General features: G+C 72.4%; 23 protein-coding genes. 8 read left to right on the top strand and 15 right to left on the bottom strand.

The features are described 5' to 3' along the window. Positions 1-3: 3 nt before the first annotated feature. Complete coding sequence (locus AB0C73_RS06765; RefSeq protein ID WP_362525426.1) at positions 4-999, top strand: ABC transporter substrate-binding protein; 996 nt, start codon at positions 4-6, stop codon at positions 997-999. A gap of 76 nt (positions 1000-1075) precedes the next feature. Here AB0C73_RS06765 and AB0C73_RS06760 read toward each other — a convergent pair whose 3' ends face one another. Next, positions 1076-2314 carry an FAD-dependent oxidoreductase gene (locus AB0C73_RS06760; RefSeq protein WP_362525425.1) on the bottom strand — a complete coding sequence of 413 codons (1239 nt, stop codon included), beginning with the start codon at positions 2312-2314 and terminating at the stop codon, positions 1076-1078. A gap of 176 nt (positions 2315-2490) precedes the next feature. On the opposite strand from AB0C73_RS06760, the gene AB0C73_RS06755 reads away from it, so the two are divergent. Beyond that, positions 2491-3255 carry a FadR/GntR family transcriptional regulator gene (locus AB0C73_RS06755; protein WP_362525423.1) on the top strand — a complete coding sequence of 255 codons (765 nt, stop codon included), beginning with the start codon at positions 2491-2493 and terminating at the stop codon, positions 3253-3255. A 111-nt stretch (positions 3256-3366) separates the two neighbouring features. On the opposite strand, the gene AB0C73_RS06750 is transcribed toward AB0C73_RS06755, so the two are convergent. The 8 genes from AB0C73_RS06750 to AB0C73_RS06715 form a co-directional block, all read right to left on the bottom strand. Further along, complete coding sequence (locus tag AB0C73_RS06750) at positions 3367-4410, bottom strand: aldo/keto reductase (RefSeq protein ID WP_362525421.1); 1044 nt, start codon at positions 4408-4410, stop codon at positions 3367-3369. Continuing rightward, positions 4407-5384 carry a Gfo/Idh/MocA family oxidoreductase gene (locus tag AB0C73_RS06745; RefSeq protein WP_362525419.1) on the bottom strand — a complete coding sequence of 326 codons (978 nt, stop codon included), beginning with the start codon at positions 5382-5384 and terminating at the stop codon, positions 4407-4409. Before AB0C73_RS06745 ends, AB0C73_RS06750 begins: the two co-directional genes overlap by 4 nt. Position 5385: 1 nt before the next feature. Beyond that, positions 5386-6708: a protocatechuate 4,5-dioxygenase subunit alpha gene (ligA, locus tag AB0C73_RS06740; protein WP_362525417.1), complete on the bottom strand. Its 1323-nt coding sequence runs from the start codon at positions 6706-6708 to the stop codon at positions 5386-5388. A gap of 13 nt (positions 6709-6721) precedes the next feature. Next, positions 6722-7681, bottom strand: a complete 960-nt coding sequence (locus AB0C73_RS06735; protein ID WP_362525416.1) for an amidohydrolase family protein — start codon at positions 7679-7681, stop codon at positions 6722-6724. A 3-nt stretch (positions 7682-7684) separates the two neighbouring features. Beyond that, positions 7685-8374, bottom strand: a complete 690-nt coding sequence (gene ligK / locus AB0C73_RS06730; RefSeq protein ID WP_362525414.1) for a 4-carboxy-4-hydroxy-2-oxoadipate aldolase/oxaloacetate decarboxylase — start codon at positions 8372-8374, stop codon at positions 7685-7687. Between the two features lie 25 nt (positions 8375-8399). Next, positions 8400-9449, bottom strand: coding sequence for an amidohydrolase family protein (locus tag AB0C73_RS06725; protein ID WP_362525412.1), 1050 nt, complete (start codon positions 9447-9449; stop codon positions 8400-8402). Positions 9450-9548: 99 nt separating this feature from the next. Continuing rightward, entirely contained in the window at positions 9549-10769 is a 1221-nt protein-coding gene (locus AB0C73_RS06720) for a 4-hydroxybenzoate 3-monooxygenase (protein ID WP_362525410.1), read from the bottom strand. A 127-nt stretch (positions 10770-10896) separates the two neighbouring features. Next, entirely contained in the window at positions 10897-11664 is a 768-nt protein-coding gene (locus tag AB0C73_RS06715; protein ID WP_362525408.1) for an IclR family transcriptional regulator, read from the bottom strand. A gap of 113 nt (positions 11665-11777) precedes the next feature. Here AB0C73_RS06715 and AB0C73_RS06710 point away from each other — a divergent pair, with 113 nt between their 5' ends. The 4 genes from AB0C73_RS06710 (at position 11778) to AB0C73_RS06695 (ending at position 16250) form a co-directional block, all read left to right on the top strand. Next, positions 11778-12476, top strand: a complete 699-nt coding sequence (locus AB0C73_RS06710) for a substrate-binding domain-containing protein (RefSeq protein WP_362525406.1) — start codon at positions 11778-11780, stop codon at positions 12474-12476. Between the two features lie 234 nt (positions 12477-12710). After that, a complete protein-coding gene (locus AB0C73_RS06705; protein WP_362525404.1) occupies positions 12711-14234 on the top strand; it encodes a Re/Si-specific NAD(P)(+) transhydrogenase subunit alpha in 1524 nt (507 codons plus the stop codon). Position 14235: 1 nt separating this feature from the next. Further along, positions 14236-15654: a Re/Si-specific NAD(P)(+) transhydrogenase subunit beta gene (pntB, locus tag AB0C73_RS06700; protein WP_362525402.1), complete on the top strand. Its 1419-nt coding sequence runs from the start codon at positions 14236-14238 to the stop codon at positions 15652-15654. 137 nt (positions 15655-15791) lie between these two features. Further along, positions 15792-16250 (top strand): DUF1801 domain-containing protein, encoded by a 459-nt coding sequence (locus AB0C73_RS06695; protein ID WP_362525400.1) that lies wholly within the window; start codon positions 15792-15794, stop codon positions 16248-16250. Positions 16251-16285: 35 nt separating this feature from the next. Here AB0C73_RS06695 and AB0C73_RS06690 read toward each other — a convergent pair whose 3' ends face one another. The 4 genes from AB0C73_RS06690 to AB0C73_RS06675 form a co-directional block, all read right to left on the bottom strand. After that, entirely contained in the window at positions 16286-17077 is a 792-nt protein-coding gene (locus AB0C73_RS06690) for an ABC transporter permease (RefSeq protein WP_362525398.1), read from the bottom strand. After that, positions 17074-18060 (bottom strand): ATP-binding cassette domain-containing protein, encoded by a 987-nt coding sequence (locus tag AB0C73_RS06685; RefSeq protein ID WP_362525396.1) that lies wholly within the window; start codon positions 18058-18060, stop codon positions 17074-17076. Before AB0C73_RS06685 ends, AB0C73_RS06690 begins: the two co-directional genes overlap by 4 nt. Positions 18061-18312: 252 nt before the next feature. Further along, positions 18313-19149 (bottom strand): DUF4097 family beta strand repeat-containing protein, encoded by an 837-nt coding sequence (locus AB0C73_RS06680; protein ID WP_362525394.1) that lies wholly within the window; start codon positions 19147-19149, stop codon positions 18313-18315. A 128-nt stretch (positions 19150-19277) separates the two neighbouring features. After that, positions 19278-19844 (bottom strand): hypothetical protein, encoded by a 567-nt coding sequence (locus AB0C73_RS06675; protein ID WP_362525393.1) that lies wholly within the window; start codon positions 19842-19844, stop codon positions 19278-19280. Between the two features lie 290 nt (positions 19845-20134). Between AB0C73_RS06675 and AB0C73_RS06670 the strand changes: the two genes are divergently transcribed. Further along, on the top strand, positions 20135-21355 hold the full coding sequence (locus tag AB0C73_RS06670; protein WP_362525390.1) for a cation:proton antiporter: 1221 nt from the start codon (positions 20135-20137) through the stop codon (positions 21353-21355). 34 nt (positions 21356-21389) lie between these two features. Here the strand turns inward: AB0C73_RS06670 and AB0C73_RS06665 are convergent, their stop codons facing one another. Beyond that, positions 21390-22481, bottom strand: a complete 1092-nt coding sequence (locus AB0C73_RS06665) for a helix-turn-helix domain-containing protein (protein WP_362525388.1) — start codon at positions 22479-22481, stop codon at positions 21390-21392. A 239-nt stretch (positions 22482-22720) separates the two neighbouring features. Continuing rightward, positions 22721-23209 (bottom strand): pyridoxamine 5'-phosphate oxidase family protein, encoded by a 489-nt coding sequence (locus tag AB0C73_RS06660; RefSeq protein WP_362525610.1) that lies wholly within the window; start codon positions 23207-23209, stop codon positions 22721-22723. 308 nt (positions 23210-23517) lie between these two features. Between AB0C73_RS06660 and AB0C73_RS06655 the strand changes: the two genes are divergently transcribed. Continuing rightward, on the top strand, positions 23518-24258 hold the full coding sequence (locus tag AB0C73_RS06655) for a response regulator transcription factor (protein WP_362525386.1): 741 nt from the start codon (positions 23518-23520) through the stop codon (positions 24256-24258). Positions 24259-24616: the final 358 nt, after the last annotated feature.

Raw genomic sequence — 24616 nt, 5'->3', positions numbered from 1 at the left:
CCGATGGCACCCCTACGACTGACCTTCGCCTGCGGCGACTACGACCGCACACGCGCGATCGCCGAGGGCACCGTCCGCCCGGACGGCATCGAGGTCAACTACCTCAGGCTGCCCGTGGAGGAGACCTTCTTCCGCATGATGCGCCACCGCGAGTTCGAGGTGGCGGAGCTGTCGCTCTCCTCGTACGTCCTCTCGCTGAGTGCCGACCCGTCCCCGTTCGTGGCGCTGCCGGTCTACACCTCGCGCATGTTCCGGCACGGCGCGCTGTACTGCCACGCCGACTCCGGCATCACGAAGCCGGAGGACCTGCGCGGCAAGGTGGTCGGCACCCCCGAGTACCAGCTGACGGCGTGCGTGTGGATGCGCGGCATCGTCGGTGACCGGCACGGAGTCCCCTTCGACTCGGTCACCCATGTGACCGGCGGCCAGGAGACCCCGGGCCGGATCGAGAAGGCGGGGGTCGCCCTGCCGGACTCGGTGCGCATCAGCCGTATCGCCGAGGACGACACGCTCGCCCGCATGCTGGCCGAGGGGGAGATCGACGCCCTGTGCACACCGCGCGTGCCGAGCCCCTTCCAGGCCGGTGACCCGCGGGTGCGCCGGGTCTTCCCCGACGTGGTGGCGGCCGAGAAGGAGTACTGGGCGGCCACCGGCATCTTCCCGATCATGCATGTGGTCGTCATCCGCCGGGACGTCTACGAGGCGAACCCCTGGGTTGCCCAGTCCCTCTACAAGGCACTCCTGGAGGCGAAGAACCAGGCGCTCGACAGCCTGTACGACACCTCCGCGCTGCGCTTCATGCTGCCCTGGCTCACGCCCCAACTGGAGGAGGCCCGCGCACTGTTCGGCCGCGACTACTGGTCGTACGGCCTGGGCGACGGCAACCGGGAGACGCTGGAGACCTTCCTGCGCTACCACCACGAGCAGGGTCTTTCCCCGCGCCGGTACCGGCCGGAGGAGCTGTTCGCCCCGGAGGCCCTGGAGTCGGCGGTGATCTGACCGGGCCGACCGGCGGCACATGTGAAAGGAGCCGGACCCGATCGGGTCCGGCTCCTTCGTGCTGCGCCTGTCCGGCTCAGCGCACGCCGGCCGCACCTTCGGTCAGCAGCCGCTTCAGGGGCACGCCGGCGTCGCCGGCCCGGTCCGCGGGCAGGTGCTCGCCCTTCGTGAGGGCCCGGCGGACGGCCATGTAGTCGGCGGGCCGGTTGACGGCGTCGGCGGCGAGGAGCGTGCCCTGGCGGTAGTAGAGGACGGAGAACTGTCCGCTCGCCGGGTCACCGCGTACCACGGTGGTGTCGTGGCCGGCGGACAGACCCGCGATCTGCAGCCGCAGTGCGCCCTGGTTGGACCAGAACCAGGGGACGGAGGTGTCCGGTTCGCTGCGGCCGAGCAGGCTCGCCGCCGCGGCCTGTGCCTGTGCGACGGCGCTCGGCACCGATTCGAGCCGCAGCCGGCCCTCGCCGGTGAGCGGGTGGGGCCGTACGGTGCAGTCCCCGGCCGCGACGACGCCCGGCACGTTGGTGCGCGAGCAGGCGTCCACGACGATGCCGCCGTCCACCTCGACCCCGAGCTCACGGGCGGGCCCGGTCCGCGGCCGTACGCCCACGCCGAGCAGCACCAGGTCCGCGGGCAGCCGGGTGCCGTCGGCGAGCACCGCGGCACGTACGTGCCCGTCGGCGCCCTCGAAGCCGGCGACGGCGGCGGACAGCAGGACCTCGGTGCCCTGCCGGGTGTGGGCCTGCCGGTAGAACTCGGAGACCACGGGCGCCACGGCGCGGGCCATCAGCCGGTCCCCGGCCTCCACCACGGTGACGTGCACGCCCAGGGAGCGGGCCGCGGCGGCCGTCTCCAGGCCGATGAAGCCGCCGCCGACCACGACGACCCGCTCGGCGCGGGCCAGGCGTTCCCGCAGGGTGCGTGCGTCCTCGATCCCGCGCAGGGTGCAGACCCCCTGGAGGCCGACGCCTTCCACCGGCAGGCGTACGGGCTCCGCGCCCAGGGTCAGGGCGAGCCGCTCGTACGGCAGTGTGCGGCCGGAGGCGGTGTGCAGCAGGCCGGGCTCGGCCCCCGTGACCCGCTCACCGGTGAGCAGCCGGATGCCGGCCTGCTCGTAGTAGGCGGGGTCCCGGAAGGCCAGGGAGTCCTGTCCGGCTCTTCCGGCGAGGAAGTCCTTGGAGAGCGGGGGGCGTTGATAGGGCGCGTGCGGCTCCTCGCCCACGAGCACGATCGGCTCCTCGTCGCCCGCCTGGCGCAGCGACACGGCCAGCTGCAGTCCCGCCTGGCCGGCTCCGACGACGACTGTCCCACTCCCCATGGTGCGACCCTCTCCCGGCTCGGTGAAGTACAGCTCGATACAGCATGGTCAGACCATTCTACCAATGGAGAAGGCGGGGCGGGTAGGGGCTCGGGTGGAAAGGTATTTTGGTATGACGTTATTCCGTCGGTCATAACAGGGCCTGGGAGCGGCTCCGTCGTGGAAGAATGGCCCCCATGTCCCCCCGAGCGAGTCAGACCCCGGAGAACGAGGCAACCTCCAGGCAGCCGGCCGTGCCGCAGGAGCTGTTCAAGGCCGTCTCCTCGAGCCGTGTGTCCCAGGTGATCGTCGAGCAGATCCGGCACCTGCTGAAGGAGGACCGGCTGCAGCCCGGCGACCGCCTGCCCAGCGAACGCGAACTGTGTGTGCAGTTCGGGTGCAGCCGGGTCACCATCCGCGAGGCGCTGCGCATCCTGGAGGCCAACGGCCTGGTCGAGATCAGGGTCGGCGCCCGCGGCGGCGCCTTCGTCACGGCCCCGACCTCCAGCCGGGTCAGCGAGGGCCTCGCCGACCTGCTCACCTTCTCCCCGCTCACCGCCTCGCAGGTCACCGAGGCCCGGCTGATCTTCGAACTGGGCGTGGTCCCGCTGGCCGTGGAGCGGGCCACCGAAGAGGACATCGCCGATCTGCGGGCCATGTGCGAGGCACACGCCAAGGCGCTGAGGAAGGGGGAGTACACCATGGAACTCTCCACCGCCTTCCACATCCGTCTCGCGGCCTGCACCCACAACCCGGCGATCGAGATGCTCGTGGAGTCCTTCCGCGGCCCGATGCTCATGAGCCTGCGAGAGGCCCAGGCCAACGAGCCGGACACGATGGGCCGGCGCGGTTCCAAGGAGCACCGCGAACTCGTGGAGGCGATCGCCGCCCGCGACACCGAGGCCGCGAGCACGCTGATGCGCACCCATCTGGAGCGCACGGCCTCCCGGGTCAAGGACTGACCCGGCGGCCGCCGACCTGTCCCGAAGCGCCCCGGAGCGAACCGAAGCGCCCCGGACCCTCGCGGTCCGGGGCGCTTTCCCATGCGCTGGTACGAGGGTCTCGCCCCCGCCTCAGCCCGCCCGACCGCAGCGCTCGGTGTCGACCTCGGCGAGGGCGGCCTCGTTGTACCGGGCGCCCCGCACGGTCGCCGCGTTCAGCACCCGCCCCGCCATGGCGAGGACCTCGCCAGGCACGTCGGCGTCGAGCGTCGCGAGGTTCTCCCGCAGATGGGCCACCGACCGGGTCCCGGGGATGGCGACGACATGAGGACCTTGGGAGACGACCCAGGCCAGGGCCAGCTGCGCAAGGCTGATTCCGGCCTTCTCCGCCAGCCGCGCGAGCTCGGACCGCAGGGCCAGATTGGCGGGGTAGTGGTGGGCGTCGAAGCGGGGCATGCCCCGGCGGATGTCGGAGGCCGGCAGGGCGTCCGGGTCCGGCGGGGCGCCGGTGAGGAACCCGCGGGCCAGCGGGCTGAAAGCCACAAGGGCGATCCCGAGTTCACGGGCCGCGGCGAGCGTGCCCTCCTCGGGGTTGCGCGTCCAGAGGCTGTACTCGTTCTGCAGCGCGGCGACCGGGTGCACGGCGTGCGCCCGGCGCAGGGTCGCCGCGGACACCTCCGACACGCCCAGGGCACGCACCTTCCCGGCCGCGACCAGCTCCGACATCGCCCCGACGCTCTCCTCGACCGGCACCTTCGGGTCGAGGCGGTGCAGGTAGTAGAGGTCGATGACGTCGGTGCGCAGCCGGGACAGTGCCTCGTCGGCGGTGCGCCGGATCGTCTCCGGACGCCCGTCGATGACACGGCGCCCGTCGACCCCGGTCATCCCGCACTTGCTGGCGAGCACGATCCGGTCCCGGTGGCCGGCGAGGACCCGGCCGACCAGCTCCTCGTTGGCGCCGAAGCCGTACAGGGCGGCCTTGTCGAAGAGCGTGACGCCCTCCTCCACGGCCGTCAGGAGCAGTCGTTCCGCGGCCTCCGGCGCCGGCGGGACACCGTACGCGTGACTCAGGTTCATGCAGCCCAGACCGACGGCCGGGACCTCGAACGGCCCGATCCGGCGCGGCCCGATCCGGCGCGGGGCATACCCCGCGCCGGCACCCGTCGGCGCGCTCACGCGCCCGCGCCGGCGGCGTTCAGCTGCTCCTCCAGGGCCGCGAGCGTCCGGTAGCAGGCCAGCACCCGGGCGATGGAGGTGTTGGGCTCGCGGCCTTCGCGGATCGCGGCGACGAACTCGCGGTCCTGGAGCTCGATGCCGTCCATCGACACGTCGACGCCGCTCACGTCGATCGGCTCCTCCTCGCCGGTGAACAGGTCGTCGTACCGGGCGAGGTACGTGCCGGTGTCGCCGATGTAGCGGAAGGTCGTGCCCAGCGGGCCGTCGTTGTTGAACGACAGCGACAGCGTGCAGATGGCGCCGTTCGCCGCGCGCAGCTGGATCGACATGTCCATCGCGATGCCGAGCTCGGGGTGGATCGGGCCCTGCACGGCGTTGGCCTGCACGATCGGCGAGCCGGTCTGGTACGCGAACAGGTCGACGGTGTGCGCGGCGTGGTGCCACAGCAGGTGGTCGGTCCAGGAGCGCGGCTGCCCGAGCGCGTTGAGGTTCGTCCGGCGGAAGAAGTACGTCTGCACGTCCATCTGCTGGAGGTGGAACTCACCGGCCTCGATCCGCCGCCGCACCCACTGGTGGCTGGGGTTGAAGCGCCGGGTGTGGCCCACCATCGCGACCAGCCCGGTGCGCTCCTGCGCCGCCCGGCACGCCTCGGCGTCGGCGAGCGAGTCGGCGAGCGGGATCTCGACCTCGACGTGCTTGCCCGCTTCGAGGCAGGCCAGGGTCTGCGAGGCGTGCAGCGGTGTGGGGGTGGCGAGGATGACGGCGTCGATGTCGTCCATGGCCAGCACCTCGTCCAGGGAGGCGACGGCGCGGCCGACGCCCTGCTCCGCGGCGAACTTCCGCGCGTTCTCCAGGCTGTCGCTCACGACGGCGGCCACCTCGACCCCCTCGATCCGCTTCAGCCCGGCCGCGTGCTTGGCGCCGAAGGCACCGCCGCCGGCCAGCGCGATCCGCAGGGTCCGGTCGTCAGTCATGTCACTCCTTCACGGCGGGCTCGCCGACCCGCGGGTGGTTTTCCAGGATCAGATGGCCGACGGCGGTGTTCGACGCCGGCACATGGTAGAAGCGGTGCTTGACCTCGACCTCGCCGGAGCCGTCGACATCGCTCATCGCACCGCGGGCGATCAGCCACATGACCAGCTCGATGCCCTCGGAGCCGGCCTCCTCCACGTACTCCAGGTGCGGGATCCCGGCCAGGCCGGCCGGGTCCTCGACCAGCCTGTCCAGGAAGGCGTTGTCCCACTCCCGGTTGATCAGGCCGGCGCGCGGGCCCTGCAACTGGTGGCTCATGCCGCCGGTGCCCCACACCTGCACCCTGACCGGCCGGTCGTACGACTCGACGGCCTTGCGCAGCGCCTGACCGAGCCTGAAGCAGCGGGCACCGGAGGGGACGGGGTACTGCACCACGTTGACGTGGAACGGGATGACCTTGCACGGCCACTTCTCGACGTCGTCGCCGAACATCAGCGACAGCGGCACGGTCAGTCCGTGGTCGACGGCCATCTCGTTGACGAGGGTGAGGTCGAAGTCGTCCCGGATCAGCGAGTGCGCGATGTGCGCGGCCAGGTCGGGGTCGCCCTCGATGCCGGGCACGGGGCGGGGACCGTATCCCTCGTCGGCGACGGGGTAGGAGGCGCCGGTGCCGAGCACGAAGGTCGGGATCACCGACTGGTCGAAGGCGCTGGCATGGTCGTTGTAGACCAGGAAGATGACGTCGGGGGTGTTCTCCCGCTCCCACGCCCTGGAGTACTCGTACCCCTCGAAGACCGGCTGCCAGTACGGCTCGGCGGTCCTGCCGTGGTCGAGGGCCGCGCCGATCGCCGGCACGTGCGAGGTGAAGACGGCTCCGGTGATCACGGCATGCTCGGCGGGCGCCGCCGGGTCGTGGCTCGCCGCGGCACGGGCCGCTTCGAGGACGGCGCGGTCGATCCGGTTCCCCTCGACCGGGCGGCCGCCGCCGACCATCATGTCGCGGTACTCCTGCTCGGCCATGCCGGTCATCGAGCCCGCCATCTGCTGGAACGAGAGCCCCAGCGTCGCACCCCACTTGGCGAGGAAGTAGATGTTGCCGCCCTCGCGCATCGCCGCGTTGAGGTCGCGGTCGAGCAGCGCCTGCTTCTGCTCCTCCCGCAGCGGCCACGCGTCCAGATAGGCGCGCTCGTCGGCGAGATAGCTCGCCCGGTTCTCCGCCGTCATCAGCGACATGCAGAACTGGTTGAGGTGGTATCCCTTGGCCGACTGCTCGGAGTCGAAGATGGTCGTTCCCGGAACCAGCTTGTAGGTCTTGTCCAGTGCCATGCCGGGGCTCCGATCAGGGGAGGGGGCGGTCGGTGTCGGTGGCGGTGTCGGGCCAGTACAGGCGCATCGGGTTGTCGACGAGCAGCTTGCGCCGGAGCTCGGGCGTCGGCGCGATGTGCGGGACGAAGTCGACGAGCAGCCCGTCGTCGGGCATGTGGTCGGTGAGGTTGGGGTGCGGCCAGTCGGTGCCCCACAGCACCCGGTCGGGGAACTCCTCGACCACGCGCCGGGCGAAGGGGACGACGTCGCGGTACGCGTGCCGCTCGCCGTCGAGGGCCGGCGGGCCGGTCACCGAGAGCCGTTCCGGGCACGTCACCTTGCACCAGATGTCCGGCCGGGCCCGCAGGAAGTCGAGGAACGCCTCGAATTCGGGCCCCTCCGGGGCCTTCGCGGTGTCCGGCCGGCCCATGTGGTCGACCACCAGCGGTACCGGGATCGACAGGAAGAAGTCCCGCAGGCCGGCGAGGTCGGCCGCCTCGAAGTAGACGACGACGTGCCAGCCGTACGGCGCGATCTTCTCGGCGATGTCCAGCAGGTCCTGCTGCGGCGCCGCGTCCACCAGCCGCTTGACGAAGTTGAACCGCACCCCGCGGACACCCGCCTCGTGCAGCTCCCGCACCTGCGCGTCCGTGACGTCGGGCCGCAGCGTCGCCACACCCCGGGCCAGCCCGCCGGAGGCCCGCAGGGCGTCGAGCATGGCGGCGTTGTCGGCGCCGTGACAGGTCGCCTGCACCACGACGTTACGGGCGAAGCCGAGGTGGTCGCGGAGTGCGAAGAGCTGGTCCTTGGACGCGTCGCACGGCGTGTACTTGCGCTCGGGCGCGTACGGGAACTCGGCGCCCGGGCCGAAGATGTGGCAGTGCGTGTCGACGGCGCCGTCGGGGAGCCGGTACCGGGGCGTGCTCGGCCCGGCGTACCAGTCCAGCCAGCCGGGGGTCTTCTCGAAGGTCGTGTTCTCTGCGTTCGTCGTCATCGTTCAGTCCTCGTACCGGAGTCCGAGCTCGGCCAGCGGGCCGCGCATGCCGTACATGTCCAGGCCGAGCTCGCCGGCCCGGAACCGCGCACGCTTGCCCTCCTCGTTCGCCTCGCGCGCCGCCGCGGCGGCCGCCACGTCGGCGGCCCGTTCGCGCGGCACCACGACGACACCGTCGGCGTCCGCGACGACCACGTCACCGGGCCGTACGAGAGCGTTGGCGCAGACCACGGGCACGTTGACGGAGCCGAGGGTGGCCTTCACCGTGCCCTTGGCGTTGACCGCGCGCGAGAAGACGGGGAAGCCCATGCCCTCCAGGTCGGTCACGTCGCGCACACCGCCGTCGATGACCAGGCCCCGGCAGCCCCGGGCGCGGAACGAGGTCGCGAGCAGTTCGCCGAAGAAGCCGTCCTCGCTCTCGGTCGTGCAGGCCGCGACGACGACGTCCCCGTCCCGGATCTGCTCGGCCGCGACGTGGAGCATCCAGTTGTCGCCGGGCTGGAGCAGCACGGTCACGGCCGTGCCGCACATCCGGGCCTTCGGGTGGACCGGGCGCAGGTAGGGCCGCATCAGTCCGGTCCGGCCCATGGCCTCGTGGATCGTCGCCACGCCGAACTCCGACAGCGCGGCCACGGCCTCCGGGGCGGCACGGTCGACCTTGGTGCGGACGACGCCGATCTCGGTGTGTTCCATGCGTACGTCTCCTGGAATGCGGGGGTCAGCGGCCGGCCGCGGCGGGGCGGTCGGCGAGCCGGGCGGCGAGTCGGTCGGCGAGTCGGGGGTAGACGCGCAGGGCGTTGCCGGAGTAGACGGCGGCACGCTCCTCGTCCGACAGGTGCGGGGTGGCGTCGACGTACCGCTTCGTGTCGTCGAAGTGGTGGCCGGTACGCGGGTCGATGTCGCGGACCGCGCCGATCATCTCGCTGGCGAACAGGACGGACCTGCTGGGGATCACCCGGGTCAGCAGGTCGATGCCGGGCTGGTGGTAGACGCAGGTGTCGAAGAAGACGTTGTCGAGGAGGGTCTCGGGCTCCGGCCGGCCGAGGGCCATCGCGAGACCCTGGAACCGGCCCCAGTGGTACGGCACCGCGCCGCCGCCGTGCGGGATCACGAACCGCAGGGTCGGGAAGTCGGTGAACAGGTCGCCCTGGACCAGCTGCATGAACGCCGTGGTGTCGGCGTTCAGGTAGTGGGCGCCCGTGGTGTGGAAGGCGGGGTTGCACGAGGTGCTGACATGGATCATGGCGGGGATCTCGTACTCGGCCATCGCCTCGTAGACCGGATACCAGCTGCGGTCGGTCAGCGGCGGCGCGGTCCACGTGCCGCCCGACGGGTCGGGATTGAGGTTGACGGTCACCGCGCCGAGTTCCTCGACCGCGCGGCGCAGCTCGGGCAGGCAGGTCGCGGGGTCGACGCCGGGGGACTGCGGCAGCATCGCGCCCATGGCGAAGCGGCCGGGGTACAGCGTGCTGACCCGGTGGACCAGGTCGTTGCAGATCCGCGCCCAGGTCGAGGAGACCTGGAAGTCGCCGATGTGATGGGCCATGAAGCTGGCCCGCGGGGAGAAGACCGTCAGGTCGCTGCCGCGCTCGTCCATGAGCCGCAGCTGGTTGCCCTCGATCGCCTGGCGCAGGTCGTCGTCGCTGATGACCAGGTCGTCGGGATCGGGCGCGTCCTCGGGGAAGCCGACCGCCGCCACCTGCCGGTCCCGCCACTGCGCCAACTGCGGTGGTGCCGTGGTGAAGTGACCGTGACAGTCGATGATCATGAGTTGTCTCCTGAGGTCGTCGGGGTCGGCGGGGCGGCGGGGCGGCTGGGCCGGGTCGGCCGGGTCGTCGGGGTCGGCGGGTCGGCCGGGTTGGTTGGATCAGCCCTGGGAGCCGACGGGCCAGCCGGTGTACTGCTCGGCGAGATAGGCGCGTCCGGCGCGCGTGCCCACGACGTTGTCGAGCTCGCCGAGCCGGCGCCGCACGTCGAACGGCGAGTCGCCGGGCGCCGTGTGCAGCAGCTGGGTCATCCAGTGGGAGAAGTTCTGCGCCCGCCACACCCGCTGCAGCGCGCGCGGCTGGTAGGCGTCGAGCGCGGCCTCACCCGCGCCGCCGAGGGCCCGCGGAAGAACGTCGGCCAGGATCTTCACGTCGTGCAGGGCGAGGTTGAGTCCGCGGGCGCCGGTCGGCGGCACCGTGTGCGCGGCGTCCCCGGCGAGCACCAGCGAACCCCAGCGCATCGGCTCCTGAACGAAGGAGCGGAACCGCAGCACCGTCTTCTCGGTGACCGGCCCCTCCTTCAGCCGGAAGCCGTCCTCACCGGCCACCCGCGCCTGCAGGGTCTCCCAGATCCGGTCGTCGGACCAGTCGTCGACGGACTCGTCGGGGTCGCACTGGAAGTACATGCGCTGCACGGACTCGGTGCGTTGGCTGATCAGCGCGAAGCCGTGCTCGGAGTGGGCGTAGACCAGCTCGGGCGCGCTCATCGGCGCCTCGGCGAGGATCCCGAACCACGCGAAGGGGTACTCCTTGCCGTACCGCACCCGCCGGTCCTCCGGCACCAGATCGCGGCACATGCTGCGCGATCCGTCCGCACCGACCACGTACCGTGCCCGGATCTCGTGCCGGGAGCCGTCGGGCGCCGTGTAACGGACCCGCGGAGCACCGGTCGTGATGTCGAGGACCTCGGTGTCCCTGACCCCGAAACGGACCGTGCCGCCGTCGCGGTCCCGCGCGTCCGCCAGATCGATGAACACGTCGGTCTGCGGGTAGAGCCACACCGACACGCCGGCCAGCGCCTTGAAGTCGATGCGGTGCGGCCGGCCGCCGAACCGGAGTTCGGTGCCCTCGTGCTCGTGGCCCTCGCGCAGGATCCGGTCGGAGACCCCGGTCTCGATCAGGTCGCGGGCCGCGTCGGCTTCGAGGATGCCCGCCCGGTGGGTCGTCGCGATCTCCTGCCGGGTGCGGGTGTCGATCACGACCGTGTCGACCCCCGCGCGCCCCAGCAGGTGCGCCAGCATCAGGCCGGCCGGCCCACCGCCGACGACGGCGACCGGTACGGAGGTGACGGTGTCGACGACGGTGTCGACGGCATCGGCCATGGCATCTCCTGAGCAACTGTGAACGTCCCGAACACCTCGAACGTTGACAGCCAGGACCGCGCCCGGTCGCCGGCGTTTCCGTCAGGCGGAAGCCCGCCGGGATCTCGTGCGGAAGCCTGACCGGATGTCAGGCGGTCGTGCGCGTACGCCGTCCGAGCTCGTCGGAGATTCCGTGCGCGGCCCTCAGGAGCGGATCCCGCAACGTGCGTGCGTGGCCCGCGCCTCGCGCCGTGATCACGATCCCGAGAGCGGCGCTGACCGGTCCGGTCCGGCCGATCCGCACCGGCGCGGCCACGGCGACCGTGCTCTCCGAGAGCTGCCGGTCGCTGACGAAGACCTGTTCGCGGCGGATACGGTCGAGTTGGGTGCGCAGTGCCTTCGGGTCGACGACGGTGTGCGGGGTCCAGGCCCGCAGCGGCGAGTCGAGCACCTCCTCTTGGATGTCGTGCGGCGCGTGCGCGAGGAGCACCCGGCCCATCCCGGTGGAGGCGATCGGAAAACGGGTCCCCACCGCGGTCAGCAGCTCCACCGACCGGTGCCCCGCGATCCGTTCGACGAACACGAGCTCGGTGCCCTCGCGGACCGCGAGCTGGATGTTCTCGTGGGTCACCTCGTAGAGGTCCTGCATGAAGGGCAGCGCTACATCCCGCAGAATCTGGGTACGAGGACATCCCGAGGCGATCTCCCAGAGCCTCAGCCCGACATGCCACGCCCCGTCCTCGCCCCGTTCGAGCACACCCCAGCCCGCGAGCTCCGTCACCACCCTGTGTGTCGTGCTCAGCGCGAGACCCGTACGCTGAGCGACCTCCGACAGCGTCTGCGCGGGGTGCTCACGGTCGAACGCCGAGAGGACCTTGAGGACTTTTCCTGCCGCCGAGAGCTGGGTCGGGTTCACGCGGCCAGTCTCGCAGACCGGTCCTGAGCAGCCCCGACTGCCCGCCGCATCACCTGTCCTGTCGCCGGCCCGGCCGCCGGCCCTGTCACCTGCCGCACACCTTGGAGGCCCTGTTGAACCGAGAGATCTCCGGTCTGTCCTCGATGGCGACCCGGCCGATCCTGGCCGAACTCTCCGAGCACATCCGGCTCACCCACGGAATCCCGGTGCGTTTCGAGGCCGCCGGTGGGGTCGAGATCGCACGGCGCGTACGCGAGGGCGTGACGGCCGACCTGCTGGTGCTCGCCGGCGGAGCGATGGCCGCCCTTGAGAAGGAGGGGCACCTGCTCGCAGGCACGGTGCGGCCGCTGTGGATCTCCCAGGTCGTCGCCGCCGTGCCGGAGGGAACGCCGGTCCCGGCGCTCGGCTCGGCCTCCGACCTGCGAGCCGCTCTCCTGTCCGCGAAGAAGATCGCCTACTCCACGGGCCCGAGCGGGACGGCGCTCGTCGAGCTGATCGACCGGCTCGATCTCACCGACCTGATAGGACCCCGCCTCCTCCAGGCGCCACCCGGCGTGCCCGCCGGCACCCTGCTGTCCTCCGGCCGGGCCGACCTGGCCTTCCAGCAGCACAGCGAGCTGATGGACCTGCCGGGGGTCCTCGTCGCCGGCCCCCTGCCGGGCGACACCGCGATCAGCTCGCTCTTCAGCGCGGGCGTCCTCACGTCCTCCACCCACCCGACCCGAGCCCGCGAAGTCCTGGACCTCCTCGGATCCGACGCGGCGACGAAGGCCGCGCGCGCCCGGGGCATGCGGGCACCGGAGGACGGGTGACCTGAACGCCTGAACGTCCCTCTGCGCGCGGTACCGGACCGGCCAAGGAGTGGATCTTCCGGTGCCCGTGTCGGGCGGTCGTCGCGGGGGCACTTCTGGTCCAGTGGGGGACAGCAGGCCGGTGACGGCCGGCACGCCAGGCACGGCTGGCACGCCCGGTACGCCAGGCACGACCGGCACAGCAGGCACCGCAGGGATGGCGGAGACGCCAGCGACGGCGAACGGAGAGCATTCGTGATTGTCGGGGTCCTCAAGGAAGCGCGGGCGGGCGAGAAACGCGTGGCGGCCACGCCCGCCACCGTCGAGCCGATCCGCAAGCTGGGGTACGACGTCGTCGTCGAGCCCGGCGCGGGTGTCGCCGCGGGGTTCGCCGACCGTGCCTACGAGGCCGCCGGGGCCCGGATCGGGGAGGCGACGGCCGCGGACGTGGTGCTCGGGGTCAACGCGCCCAGCCCGGCGCAGCTCGACCGGGTCGGGGAGGGCGCCACGGTCATCGCGCTGTTCGCGCCGGGGGCCGAGCCGGCGGTGGCCGGAGAGCTCGCGCGGCGCCCGTTCACGGTGCTCTCGATGGACGCCGTGCCGCGGATCAGCCGCGCCCAGTCCATGGACGTGCTCTCGTCGATGGCGAACATCGCCGGCTACCGGGCGGTGGTCGAGGCGGCGCACGAGTTCGGGCGCTTCTTCACCGGCCAGATGACGGCGGCCGGCAAGGTGCCGCCGGCGAAGGTGCTCGTCGCGGGCGCGGGCGTCGCCGGTCTGGCGGCCATCGGCACCGCCGGCTCGCTCGGCGCGATCGTACGGGCGACCGACCCGCGCCCCGAGGTCGCCGAACAGGTGCGGTCGCTGGGCGGCGAGTACCTGCCGATCGAGTCCCCGGAGGTCGAGGTCTCGAAGACCGGTTACGCCAAGGAGATGGGCGACGACTACAAGGCGCGCGAGGTCGAGCTCTACACCGCGCAGACCCGCGAGGCCGACATCGTCATCACCACCGCGCTGATCCCCGGCCGCCCCGCGCCGACCCTGATCACGGCGGAGATGGTGGCCGGGATGCGGCCGGGTTCGGTCATCGTCGACATGGCCGCCGCCAACGGCGGCAACGTGGTCGGCACCGTGAAGGGCGAGAAGACCGTCACCGAGAACGGCGTCACCATCCTCGGCTACACCGACCTGGCGGGCCGGCTGCCGGCCCAGGCCTCCCAGCTGTACGGCACCAACCTGGTGAACCTGCTCAAGCTGCTGACCCCCGGCAAGGACGGCCAGCCGGTCCTCGACTGGGACGACCCCGTACTGCGCTCCGTCACCGTCGTACGGGACGGGGAGCCGGCCTGGCCGCCCCCGCCGGTCCAGGTCTCCGCCGCCCCCGCGCCCACGACCACCGCCGAACCACCGGTGTCCCCGGTGAAGCGACCCCCGTCGCCCGCCCGCCGCTTCGGCGCGGTCGCCCTCGGCGCACTCGCGCTCTTCCTCGCCGCCGGATTCGCGCCCGCGGCACTGCTGCCGCACGTCACGGTCTTCGTCCTCGCGATCGTCATCGGCTATTACGTGATCGGGCACGTCCACCACGCCCTGCACACCCCGCTCATGTCGGTGACGAACGCGATCTCCGGGATCATCGTGGTCGGCGCCCTGCTGCAGATCGGCCACGGCAACACGGCGGTCACGGTGCTTTCGACCGTGGCGATCCTGCTGGCCGGCATCAACGTCTTCGGCGGCTTCGCGGTGACCCGCCGCATGCTCGGCATGTTCAGGAGGAGCTGAGATGTCCGCGACCCTCGCCGCCCAGTCGGCCTACCTCGTCGCCGCGCTGCTCTTCATCCTGGCCCTCGCCGGACTCTCCCGGCACGAGTCGGCCCGGCTCGGCAACGCCTTCGGCATGCTCGGCATGGGCGTCGCGCTCGTCGCGACGATCGTGCTCGCCGCCGACGGCGACATCAGCGGCGCCGGTGCCGGTCTGATGGCCCTCGCCATGGTGCTCGGCGCGCTCGCCGGACTGTGGCGCGCCCGCGGTGTCGAGATGACGGCCATGCCCGAACTCATCGCGCTGCTGCACTCGTTCGTCGGCCTCGCCGCCGTCCTCGTCGGCTGGAACGGCTTCCTGACCGTCGAGGACCGGCCCGCCGGCGTCGAGGCCGCCGACCTGGTCGCGCTCGGCACCCTGGACATCCACCACGCCGAGGTCTTCATCGGTGTCTTCATCGGCGCGGTCACCTTCACCGGCTCGATCGTCGCGAATCTCAAGCTCTCGGCGAGGATCGCCTCCCGGCCGCTGATGCTCCCCGGCAAGAACGCCCTCAACCTCGGCGCGGTCGGCGCGTTCCTCGCCCTGACGGTGTGGTTCGTCATCACTCCGGAGCTGTGGCTGCTCACCGCCGTGACCGCGCTCGCCCTCGCCCTCGGCTGGCACCTCGTCGCCTCCATCGGCGGCGGTGACATGCCGGTCGTCGTGTCGATGCTGAACAGCTACTCCGGCTGGGCCGCGGCCGCCTCCGGCTTCCTCCTCGGCAACGACCTGCTGATCGTCACCGGCGCCCTGGTCGGCTCCTCCGGTGCGTACCTCAGCTACCTCATGTGCAAGGCGATGAACCGCTCCTTCCTCTCCGTCATCGCCGGCGGCTTCGGCATCGAGGCCCCCACGGGCGCGGACGTCGACTACGGCGAACACCAGGAGATCACCGCCGAGGGCGTCGCCGAACTCCTCGAATCCGCACGGTCCGTGATCATCACCCCCGGGTACGGCATGGCCGTCGCCCAGGCCCAGTACCCGGTCGCGGAACTCGCCGAGAAGCTGCGCGCCAAGGGCGTCGACGTACGGTTCGGCATCCATCCCGTCGCCGGGCGGCTGCCGGGCCACATGAACGTGCTGCTCGCCGAGGCCAAGGTGCCCTACGACATCGTCCTCGAAATGGACGAGATCAACGAGGACTTCGCCGACACGGACGTCGTCCTGGTCATCGGCGCGAACGACACCGTCAACCCGGCCGGGGCGGAGGACCCGTCGAGCCCGCTCGCCGGCATGCCGGTGCTCACCGTGTGGCACGCCGACCGGGTGATCGTGTTCAAGCGCTCGATGGCGTCCGGGTACGCGGGCGTGCAGAACCCGCTGTTCTTCCGCGAGAACACGGCGATGCTCTTCGGCGACGCGAAGGAGCGGGTGGAGGACATCGTCGCGGCGCTCTGACGTGCCGCGAGGGAGCCGTCCGTGGTCCGTTCCGTGGTGAGCACGGATGCGGTCCGTGGTCCCGCTCGGAAGACTGTGGTCATGGCGATCGCGCCACCGCGGACGCGACGCTCACGACGACCGACAGGGGAACGATGATGGCCGGCACCGAGACGACCGGGTACGAGGGCTTCAGCGCCGAGGAGCGCGCGGCCATGAAGGACCACGCCCGCGAGACGAAGGCGGCCGCGACGCGGCGCGGCTCGAAGGCGGAGAAGGCGGCGCTCGCGGCGCAGGACGTGCTCGCGAAGATCGCCGAGATGGGCGACTCGGACCGGGCCATGGCCGAGCGTGTCCACGCCGTCGTCACCGCCGCGGCCCCCGGTCTCGCGCCCAAGCTGTGGTACGGGATGCCCGCGTACGCCGACGAGGCAGGCAAGGTCGTGTGCTTCTTCCAGAGCGCGGAGAAGTTCAAGGCCCGGTACGCGACGCTCGGCTTCAGCGACCAGGCGCGCCTGGACGACGGCCCGATGTGGGCCGCCGCCTACGCCCTCACCGAGGTGACGCCGGAGGTCGAGGAGCGGATCACGGCGCTGGTGAAGCGGGCGGTGAGCTGACCGCCTTCGTCCTGGCCCTCTGTCGCGCGGTGCGGTCAGCGCTTCGCCGTACGGCCGAAGGCGGACCGCGCCCACAGATAGCCGACGAGGGTCAGGCCGGCGCACCAGGCGAGGGCGATCCAGCCGCTGTCGCCGATCGCGGTGCCCATCAGCAGCCCGCGCAGGGTCTCGATGGCCGGCGTGAAGGGCTGGTACTCGGCGAACCAGCGCAGCCCGGTCGGCATGGAGTCGGTCGGCACGATCGCGCTGCCGAGGAAGGGCAGGAAGGTCAGCGGCAGCGGCGTGTTGCTCGCCGACTCCGGGGTCTTGGCGACGAGGCCGATGCCGGCCGAGAGCCAGGTGAGCGCGAGCGTGAGCAGGGTCAGCAGTCCGGCCGCGGCGAGCCATTCGACGAGGGTGGCGTCGGGACGGAAGCCGATGGCGAGCGCGACGCCGATGACCAGGGCGATGGCGACCAGCGTCTGCAGGACGGTGCCGACGACATGCCCGGTGAGGAACGCGGCCCGCGAGATCGACATCGTACGGAAGCGGTTGACGATGCCCTCGGTCATGTCGACGCACACGCCGACCGCCGTGGCCACGGCGCCCGCCGTCGCGGTCATGAGGATGATGCCGGGGGCGACGTAGTCGATGTACTTCCCGCCACCGGTGGGCGCGCCCGCGATGCCCGCGCCGATGGCGCCGCCGAAGGCGTAGTTGAACAGCAGCAGCATCATCACCGGCATGAGGACGACGGAGACGGTCATCGCCGGGTAGCGCAGGGCGTGCTTGAGGTTGCGCTGCAGCATGGTCAGCGAGTCGCTGACGGCGTAGCCGAGGGTGCTCATCGGGTCATCTCCACGGAGGTGTCGGGGGTGCCGGTGCCGGTCAGGGTGAGGAAGACGTCGTCGAGGTCGGGGGTGTGCATCGTCAGCGACTCGGGCTGGATCCCGGCGGCGTCGAGGACGTCGAGCACGGCCCGCAGCGTCGGGATGCCGCCGTCGCTGGGGATGCGCAGGGTGAGTTCCTCGGCGTCGCGCGCGCCGGCGCCGAAGTGGTGGGCGGCCCGGTCGAGCGCGGCCGGTTCGGCGAACCGGAGCCGGATGTGGCCGCCGGGGATGAGGCGCTTGAGCTCGTCGGCGGTGCCCTCGGCGACGATCCGGCCGCGGTCGAGGACCGCGATGCGGTCGGCGAGCCGGTCCGCCTCCTCCAGGTACTGCGTGGTGAGGAAGACCGTCACGCCCTCGCCGTCGACGAGTCCGCGGATGATCTCCCAGAGGACGCGGCGGCTGCGCGGGTCGAGGCCGGTGGTCGGCTCGTCGAGGAAGATGATCCGCGGGTCGCCGACCAGCGTCATCGCCAGATCGAGCTTGCGCCGCATGCCGCCGGACAGCGTCGCCACGGGCTTGCGGGCGGCCTCGGTCAGGTCGAGCCGCTCCAGGAGCCCGGCACTCCGGCGCCGGGCCTCGGGCCGGGGGATGTGCCGCAGCGCGGCCATCAGGAGCAGGTTCTCCTCGGCGGTGAGCAGGCCGTCGACGGCCGCGAACTGACCGGTGACGCCGATCGCGCCCCGCACCCCGTCGGGGCGCTCGATCAGGTCATGGTCGGCGATCCGGGCCGTGCCGCCGTCGGGGGCGATCAGGGTGGAGAGGATCTCCACGGTCGTCGTCTTCCCGGCCCCGTTGGGGCCGAGCAGGGCGAAGACCGAGCCCTCCGGGATGGTCAGGTCGATGCCGTCGAGGACGAGCTTCTCGCCGTAGGACTTGCGTAGCCCCTGGGCGGCGATCGCCGGTGCGGCGGTGGTGCCGGGGGCGGTGGACGTGAGGGTCATGAGGGCTCCAGAGAGGCCTGTGTGATGTGACATGGCACATGAGGTTTCGGAGGCACGCCGAAGGCGCGCCCGGCGGTGCCTGGGCCGCCCGGGCGGGCGGTGGTCAGGCCGGAGGGCCGGAGGGCGGGAGGGGCGGACGGTGCGGGGCCGGCTCTCGGGCGGCCGGGCGGCCGGCCCGGTGACGGTCAGGACCGCCGGCGCTCAGACCGGACGACGCCTGGTCCGACGGCGCCAGGGTCGCCCGGACCCTCCTCAGGCGCGGCGGATCACGATGTCGCCGGCGCCGGTGCTGGCGTGCACCTCGACCGTCTCGGCGGCGTCGCCGGGGCCTTCGGCGGCGCCGAGGGAGTTGCGGACGACGCCGACCTTGGCGGTGACGTCGAGCCAGGCCGCGGTGGACTCGCGGACGCCGACCTCGACGCTGCCGAGCGACGTGCGCAGTTCGACCTTGCCGCGGGCCACCTCGTTGACCTGGATGGAGCCCTGGGAGGTGCGGATGTCGACCGAGGACTCGGCGGCACCGACCGTTACGCGGCCCATGGAGACCTTCGCGCGCAGCTCGCCGGTGACGGTGCCGATCGTGGTGTCGCCGATGCCGTTCTTGAGGGTCAGCGCGCCGGCGATCTCGCCGAGGTCGATCCGGCCCTGGCCGTTGATGTCGGCGTCGCCCGTCGCACGGTCCACGCGTACGTCGCCGTGGTCCGTGCGCAGCACGGCCGGGCCCGTCTCGTCGAGCAGGATGTCGCCGAGCCCGGACCTGACCCGGGACTCGCCGAGCGGTCCCTGGCAGTGGAAGTCGCCCATGGAGCTGTGGGCCTGGAGCTGCGAGCCCGCCGGCAGTTCGATGGTGATGTCGACCGAGCCGACCCTGCCGAACACCGAGCGCTTCCGGGGGCCCTTGAGGGTCAGGGTGCCGTTGGCGTACGTGACCTTCGTCTGCTGTGCCGCCCGGTTGTCGTTCTCGTCGTCGGGGTTGCTGGGCTCCACCTCGACGACGGTGTTCATGCGCTTGCCCGCGGCCAGCCGGACGTGGGCGATGTCGAACTCGAGGATCGCGGTGATGGGCTCGGGAGTCTCGTACGTGGGCATGGCTGTGCCGTCCTCGTGACTGTGAAGGGTGAATGCGCAGGTGGGAGGGGTGGTGATGTACGGGTACGGGTACGGGCCGAGCCGGGTCGGCCGGGACCGGTGTCGGGGGCCTGCCCGGCGGAGCCCGTCTAGCGGGCCCAGCCCTGGTAGGTCTGGCCCTGGCGAGGGGACCGGGGGGTGACCGCCTGCGGGCCGGCCTGCCGGGGCGCGGCGCCCGGATCCAGGGCGGCGGCCACCGCCCGTACGAGCCAGGCGTTGACGGACAGGCCCTCCTGACCGGCCGCGTCCTCGACACGGGCCTTGAGGTGGGCGGGGAGGCGGAAGTTGATGCGGGCCGTGCCGCCGTCGTCGCCGTCCGCCGCCAGGGCGGGCGCCGATGGCGCCACGGGCGGTGCCACCGGTGCCATCGGTGGCGCCATCTCCGTGGTGACGGGGCCGGTCGTCTCGGGCGTGGGCGGCGCCATCACCACGAACTCGGGGTCGACCCCCCGCAGCCGCACGTCCACCGAACCGGGTGCCAGCTCGCGGGTGATCTCGTCCGAGGCCGCGGACAGCGCGTTCAGCAGGGTCAGACGTACGGCCGACTCCAAGGGGGTGGTGAGCCGCTCGGCCAGCGCGCGGGCGTCCTCCCCGCCCGCCTCGGCGGCGACCGCGAGCTCGTGCCGGAGGTGATCGACGTAGGGGGTCAGGTCCATGGGTCCATCATGGCGCCAAAGTGGCGCCATGGCAAGTGTCTATGGCGCCATGTGGCGTCGAATGGTGCCACGGGGTGGGTGACCTGGCACCGAGTGGCACCATGCCCCATCGAATCCCCGTCGGATCGCCGGCGACGGGCGGGCCGCCGGGCCGGCGAGGACGCCACCCTGCCCGACCCGGGCCGGTCGTGCCGCGTACCCGGGTGTCCCACCCCGTACCCGCCCGGCCGCCTGCGAGGATATGTCTTCTGTCAGGAAATGCCGTATCCGTCCCTGCTCTGCGAGTCACCGTGATTGCACTGCTCGTCCTGCTGTCCCTGCTGTTCCTGTGGGTCCTGGTGTCGGACCGTCTGGCGCGCTGGAGCATCACCGCGCCGATCACCTTCGCCGTCGCCGGCATGCTCCTCAGCGGCGGCGACGATCCGGTCGTCGCGATCGACATGGACACCCACACCTTCCAGCGGGGCCTCGAACTCGTCCTCGCGGTCATGCTGTTCACGGACGCCACCGAGGCCCGCGACTACGCGCCCCGGCTGCGCGGCTCGGTGGGCATGGGGCGGCTGCTCGGGATAGCGCTGCCCGCCTCGCTGGTCCTCGCCGTCCTCGCCGGCGCCCTCGTCTTCCCCGGCACCGGCTGGTGGCTGCTCGCCGTCGCCGCGCTCGTCGTCATGCCGATGGACCTCGCCCCGGTCCTGATGTTCCTGCGCGACACGCGCGTACCGCTGCGGGTGCGGGCCGCCCTCAACATCGAGGGCGGCTTCAACGACGGACTGATCTCGCCGCTCTTCGTCTTCTGCGTCGCCAACATCGTCTCCGCCGAGGGCGACACCTTCGCCGACCTCGTCCTCAACGCCCTCAAGGGAGTGGTGTTCGCGACGATCGTCGGCAGCGTCCTCGGCTACCTGGCCTCGGTGGCCGTGCGCTGGTCCTTCGAGCACCACTGGGCCAAGACCGCCAACCTCCGCTTCGCGGCCCTTGCCCTGCCCTTCCTCGCCTATTCGGCCTCCGTCCTCATCGACGGCAACGGCTTCGTCGCCGCCTTCGTCGCGGGCCTGTGGTACGCGAACACCGTGCTCGTCGTCGGCGGTGAATCGCTCGTCCTCGTCGAGGACATCGGTCATCTCCTGGCCCTGTCCGTCTGGTATGCCTTCGGAGCCCTCACCACCCAGGCCTTCAACGGCGGGCACGTCCCCCAGCTCCTCGCGTACGCCGTCCTCGTGCTCATCGTGGCCCGCTTCGTGCCCGTGGTCGCCTCGCTCGCCCGCTCCGACTTCACCAGGCCCGAACGCGTGGCCATCGGCTGGCTCGGTCCACGCGGCGTCACCTCGATCGTCTTCGCCGTCCTCGCCTACCTCCAACTACCGAGCGACGAAGCCGACTTCGTCGTCAACGTGACCGCCGCGACCGTGCTGCTCAGCGTGATCCTGCACGGCGCGACCGCGGAACCCCTCGCCCGCTGGTTCGCCCGGCACCCGCAGCCCGCGGAACCGGCCGCCGGGTCCGACCGCTGAGCGGGCCGCCCGTCCGGCGCCGGTGACGCCGTGCTCAGAGCGCGTGATCCGGCCAGCCGAACAACCGCGCCCCGATCACCGCGGTCTGCAGCGTGTAGCGCTGCGCCGGATCGGCCGGATCGGACCCCGTCAGCCGGTGGATCCGGTCGAGCCGGTACGTCACGGCGCGCACGCTCAGGGAGAGGCGCCGGGCCGCCTCCGTCGTGACGCAGCCCGCGTCGAAGTACTCGGTCAGCGTCTCCAGGAGCGGCCGGGCGCCGCCGCGGGCCTGCCCCAGCGGCCCGAGGACACTGCGCACCAGGTCGGCCATCGCCTGCCGGTCGCGCGCCAGGACCGGGTAGACCAGCAGATCGGCGGCGTACAGGACCGGCCCGCCGAGACGCATCCGGTCGGCGATGTCGAGGGCGTTCAGTGCTTCCTCGTACGAGTGGACGACGCCGCCGACACCGGAGTGCGGGCGCCCGATCGCCACCCGGCCGCCGCCGTCCATCGACGCGTACGCCTGCTTGGCGAAGAAGGTGAGCACATCGGGCTGGTCGGTGGGCGCGACACAGATCAGCCGCCCGTCCTTGGTGGTCAGCAGGATCCGCCGGGAACCGAACCGGGCGAGCAGCGAGGACTCGACGGCCCGGGAGACCGGATAGCCGTCGGCGTACGGCTCCGGGCCCTGCGCCACGGCCACCGCGTACGTGTGCGAGAGCAGCAGCCCGAACCGTTCGGCGCGCTCGGCGAGGCGGCCCAGATCACTCCGCCCGTACAGCAGGTCGTCGATGAACTCCCGCCGGGCGGCCTCCTCCTGACGGACCGCCAGACGCTGTGCCCGCTCGTGCCCCTCCGCGAACGCGTCCACCGCCTGCTCGACCGCCGCGAGCAGCCGGTCGTGCTCCGCCCTCGGCAGATCCGTCAGGACCGCGCGGGCGGCGGCGAGATGCGCCCGTACGAGCGAACGCAGCCCGAGACCCGCGTCCGCGGCCCGCTCCCCGCGGGCCCGCAGCGCCGCCAGCTCCTCGCGGCTCGCCCGCCGGCCGGTGGCGCAGATCCCGCTGAGGATCTCCGCGTACCCCTCCAGATAGACGTCGTACCCCGCGTACGCCTCGGGTTCCCCGCCCGTCGGCCGCTCCGACATGTCCACTCCCCGCACCCCGGCTCGTCCTTGACGCGTTCCTGACGCGCGAGAACCAGAGTGCCACGGGCGTCCGCGCAGGTCGGAGCCGGGTGAGACGGCGTGCGGGAGCGGGGAGGCCGGGGGAGTACGGGCCGGGGCGCGCGGGCCGGGCGCGATGCGCGGGCCGGGTGCGGTCCCGTGCCGCGGTGCGCGGCCGGCGGCCGGTCGGTCGCGCGGCCGGCGGCCAGGCGGCCAGGCGGTCAGGCGGTCTTCGGGGTGGCGGGCCGGACGGCGGGAACCAGACGGATCCCGGTCACCAGATCGGGCCGGATCCGCAGCACCTCGTCGTTGCGCTGGTCCGTCCAGGGATGCAGCAGGGCCCTGTACCGGTCCGCCTCCGCGGGGTCGGTCACCGGGAGGCAGTAGCCCGTGACGACGACGCTCCAGCCGAGCCGTGTCACCAGATCGATCTGATCCGCCTCGTACGCCACGACCACGCCGTCCGACCCCGCCTCCCGCGCATGCGTGGTCAGCGCCGCGCCCTCATGGGTGCGCAGCACGATGTCGCCGGCGTCCACCAGGTGGTTGACGGGGCGGACGGCCGGCAGCGCGCGCCGGGTGAACACGATCCGCCCGAGCGGCACCGTCGAGAGGAGCTGCAGCGCCTCGGCACCGTCCAGCTCGACCGTACGGCGCCCGGGGCGGGTGTCCTCGGCGCCGGTTCGGTCGCGGACTGCTTCGTCGTGCACGGTGCCTGCCTCGGGCTCGCGGTCGGTGGGCTCGCGGTCGGTTCGCGGTGGTGTCCAGCGAGGGATGTGGTGCGCCCCAGGGGTGCCGGCCCCGGCCCCGAGGGACGGTCGGGTCACGGCGGAGCGGGCACCCCAGGTCGCGTAGAGAGTCGACCATGTGCCCGGAAGGTACGGACAGGGCCGTTCGGCCCGGGGGGACCGGGGCCGAAGGACCCGAGGCACTCCTTGCCATACTGGCGGTCGTCCCGGGTGCGGCCGGCCGATCGGCCCGGCCCGGCCCCCGCTCCGCCCTTGCTCAGGAGACCTCGGTGAACCACCGTCCCTCCCACCCGACCGGCAGTCCCGCCGGGCCCGCCGCGCCCGTGCGGGTGTTCCTGCTCGACGACCACGAGGTGGTCCGCCGGGGCGTCCGCGACCTGCTGGAGGCCGAGCCCGACATCGTCGTGGTCGGCGAGGCGGCCAACGCCCGCGAGGCCCTCGCCCGGGTGCCCGCCGTCCGCCCGGACGTCGCCGTGCTCGACGTACGCCTCGGCAACGCCACCGGCGGCGACCACGAGGGCGTCGAGGTGTGCCGCGAGCTGCGCGCCGAGCTGCCGGACCTCGCCTGTCTGATGCTGACCTCGTTCGACGACGACGAGGCGCTCTTCGACGCGATCATGGCGGGTGCCGCGGGCTACGTCCTCAAGCAGATCGGCGGCTCCGACCTGATCACCGCCGTCCGCACGGTCGCCACCGGCCGCTCGCTGCTCGACCCCCGGATGACCAGCCGCGTGATGGCCCGGATCCGCGAGCCCGAACCCGACCCGGCCCCGACCGCCCCCGGCGACCTCGACCGGCTCTCCCCGCGCGAACTGGAGATCCTGGACCTCATCGGCCTGGGCCTCACCAACCGTCAGATCGCCGACCGCCTCTACCTCGCCGAGAAGACGGTGAAGAACCGCGTCTCGGCGATCCTGGGCAAGCTGGGCGTGGGCCGCCGCGTCCAGGCGGCGGTGATCGCGGGCCGCCTGCGCGAGACGCAGGGACGGGGCACGGGTACGGGCGTTTGAGCGGCGGGGCCTGAAGGAGACCCGAGCCAGGGCGGTACCGGCCCTGGGGGCCGGACCCCGGGGCCGGCACGGCCCTGAGGCCGGACCGCGGGGGCCTGACCGACCCTGAGGCCGGGCCCGCCCCTGGGCGCCTGCCCCGGGGCCCGAAGGCGTGGCTCGCGCCCGGCCCCTATCCGGCGCCGACCCTGGCGTCGAGCCAGGTCCCGGCCCCGGGGCTTGAGCCCGGGACCCGAGCGGCCCTGCGGCCGGGTCCGGGACTGCGGTGGCCTGCCCCCGCCGTACGGGCCCTGAGGCCGCCCTCAGCCTGGGGTGAACCCCGAGCCCGACCCGCCGCCCGCGGCCGAGGCCCGGCCGTAGC

The organism is Streptomyces sp. NPDC048623 (assembly GCF_040650755.1).
GTDB lineage: Bacteria > Actinomycetota > Actinomycetes > Streptomycetales > Streptomycetaceae > Streptomyces.
Note: the sequence above shows the minus strand (reverse complement) of the source record. Positions and strands in the feature narration are given on the sequence as shown.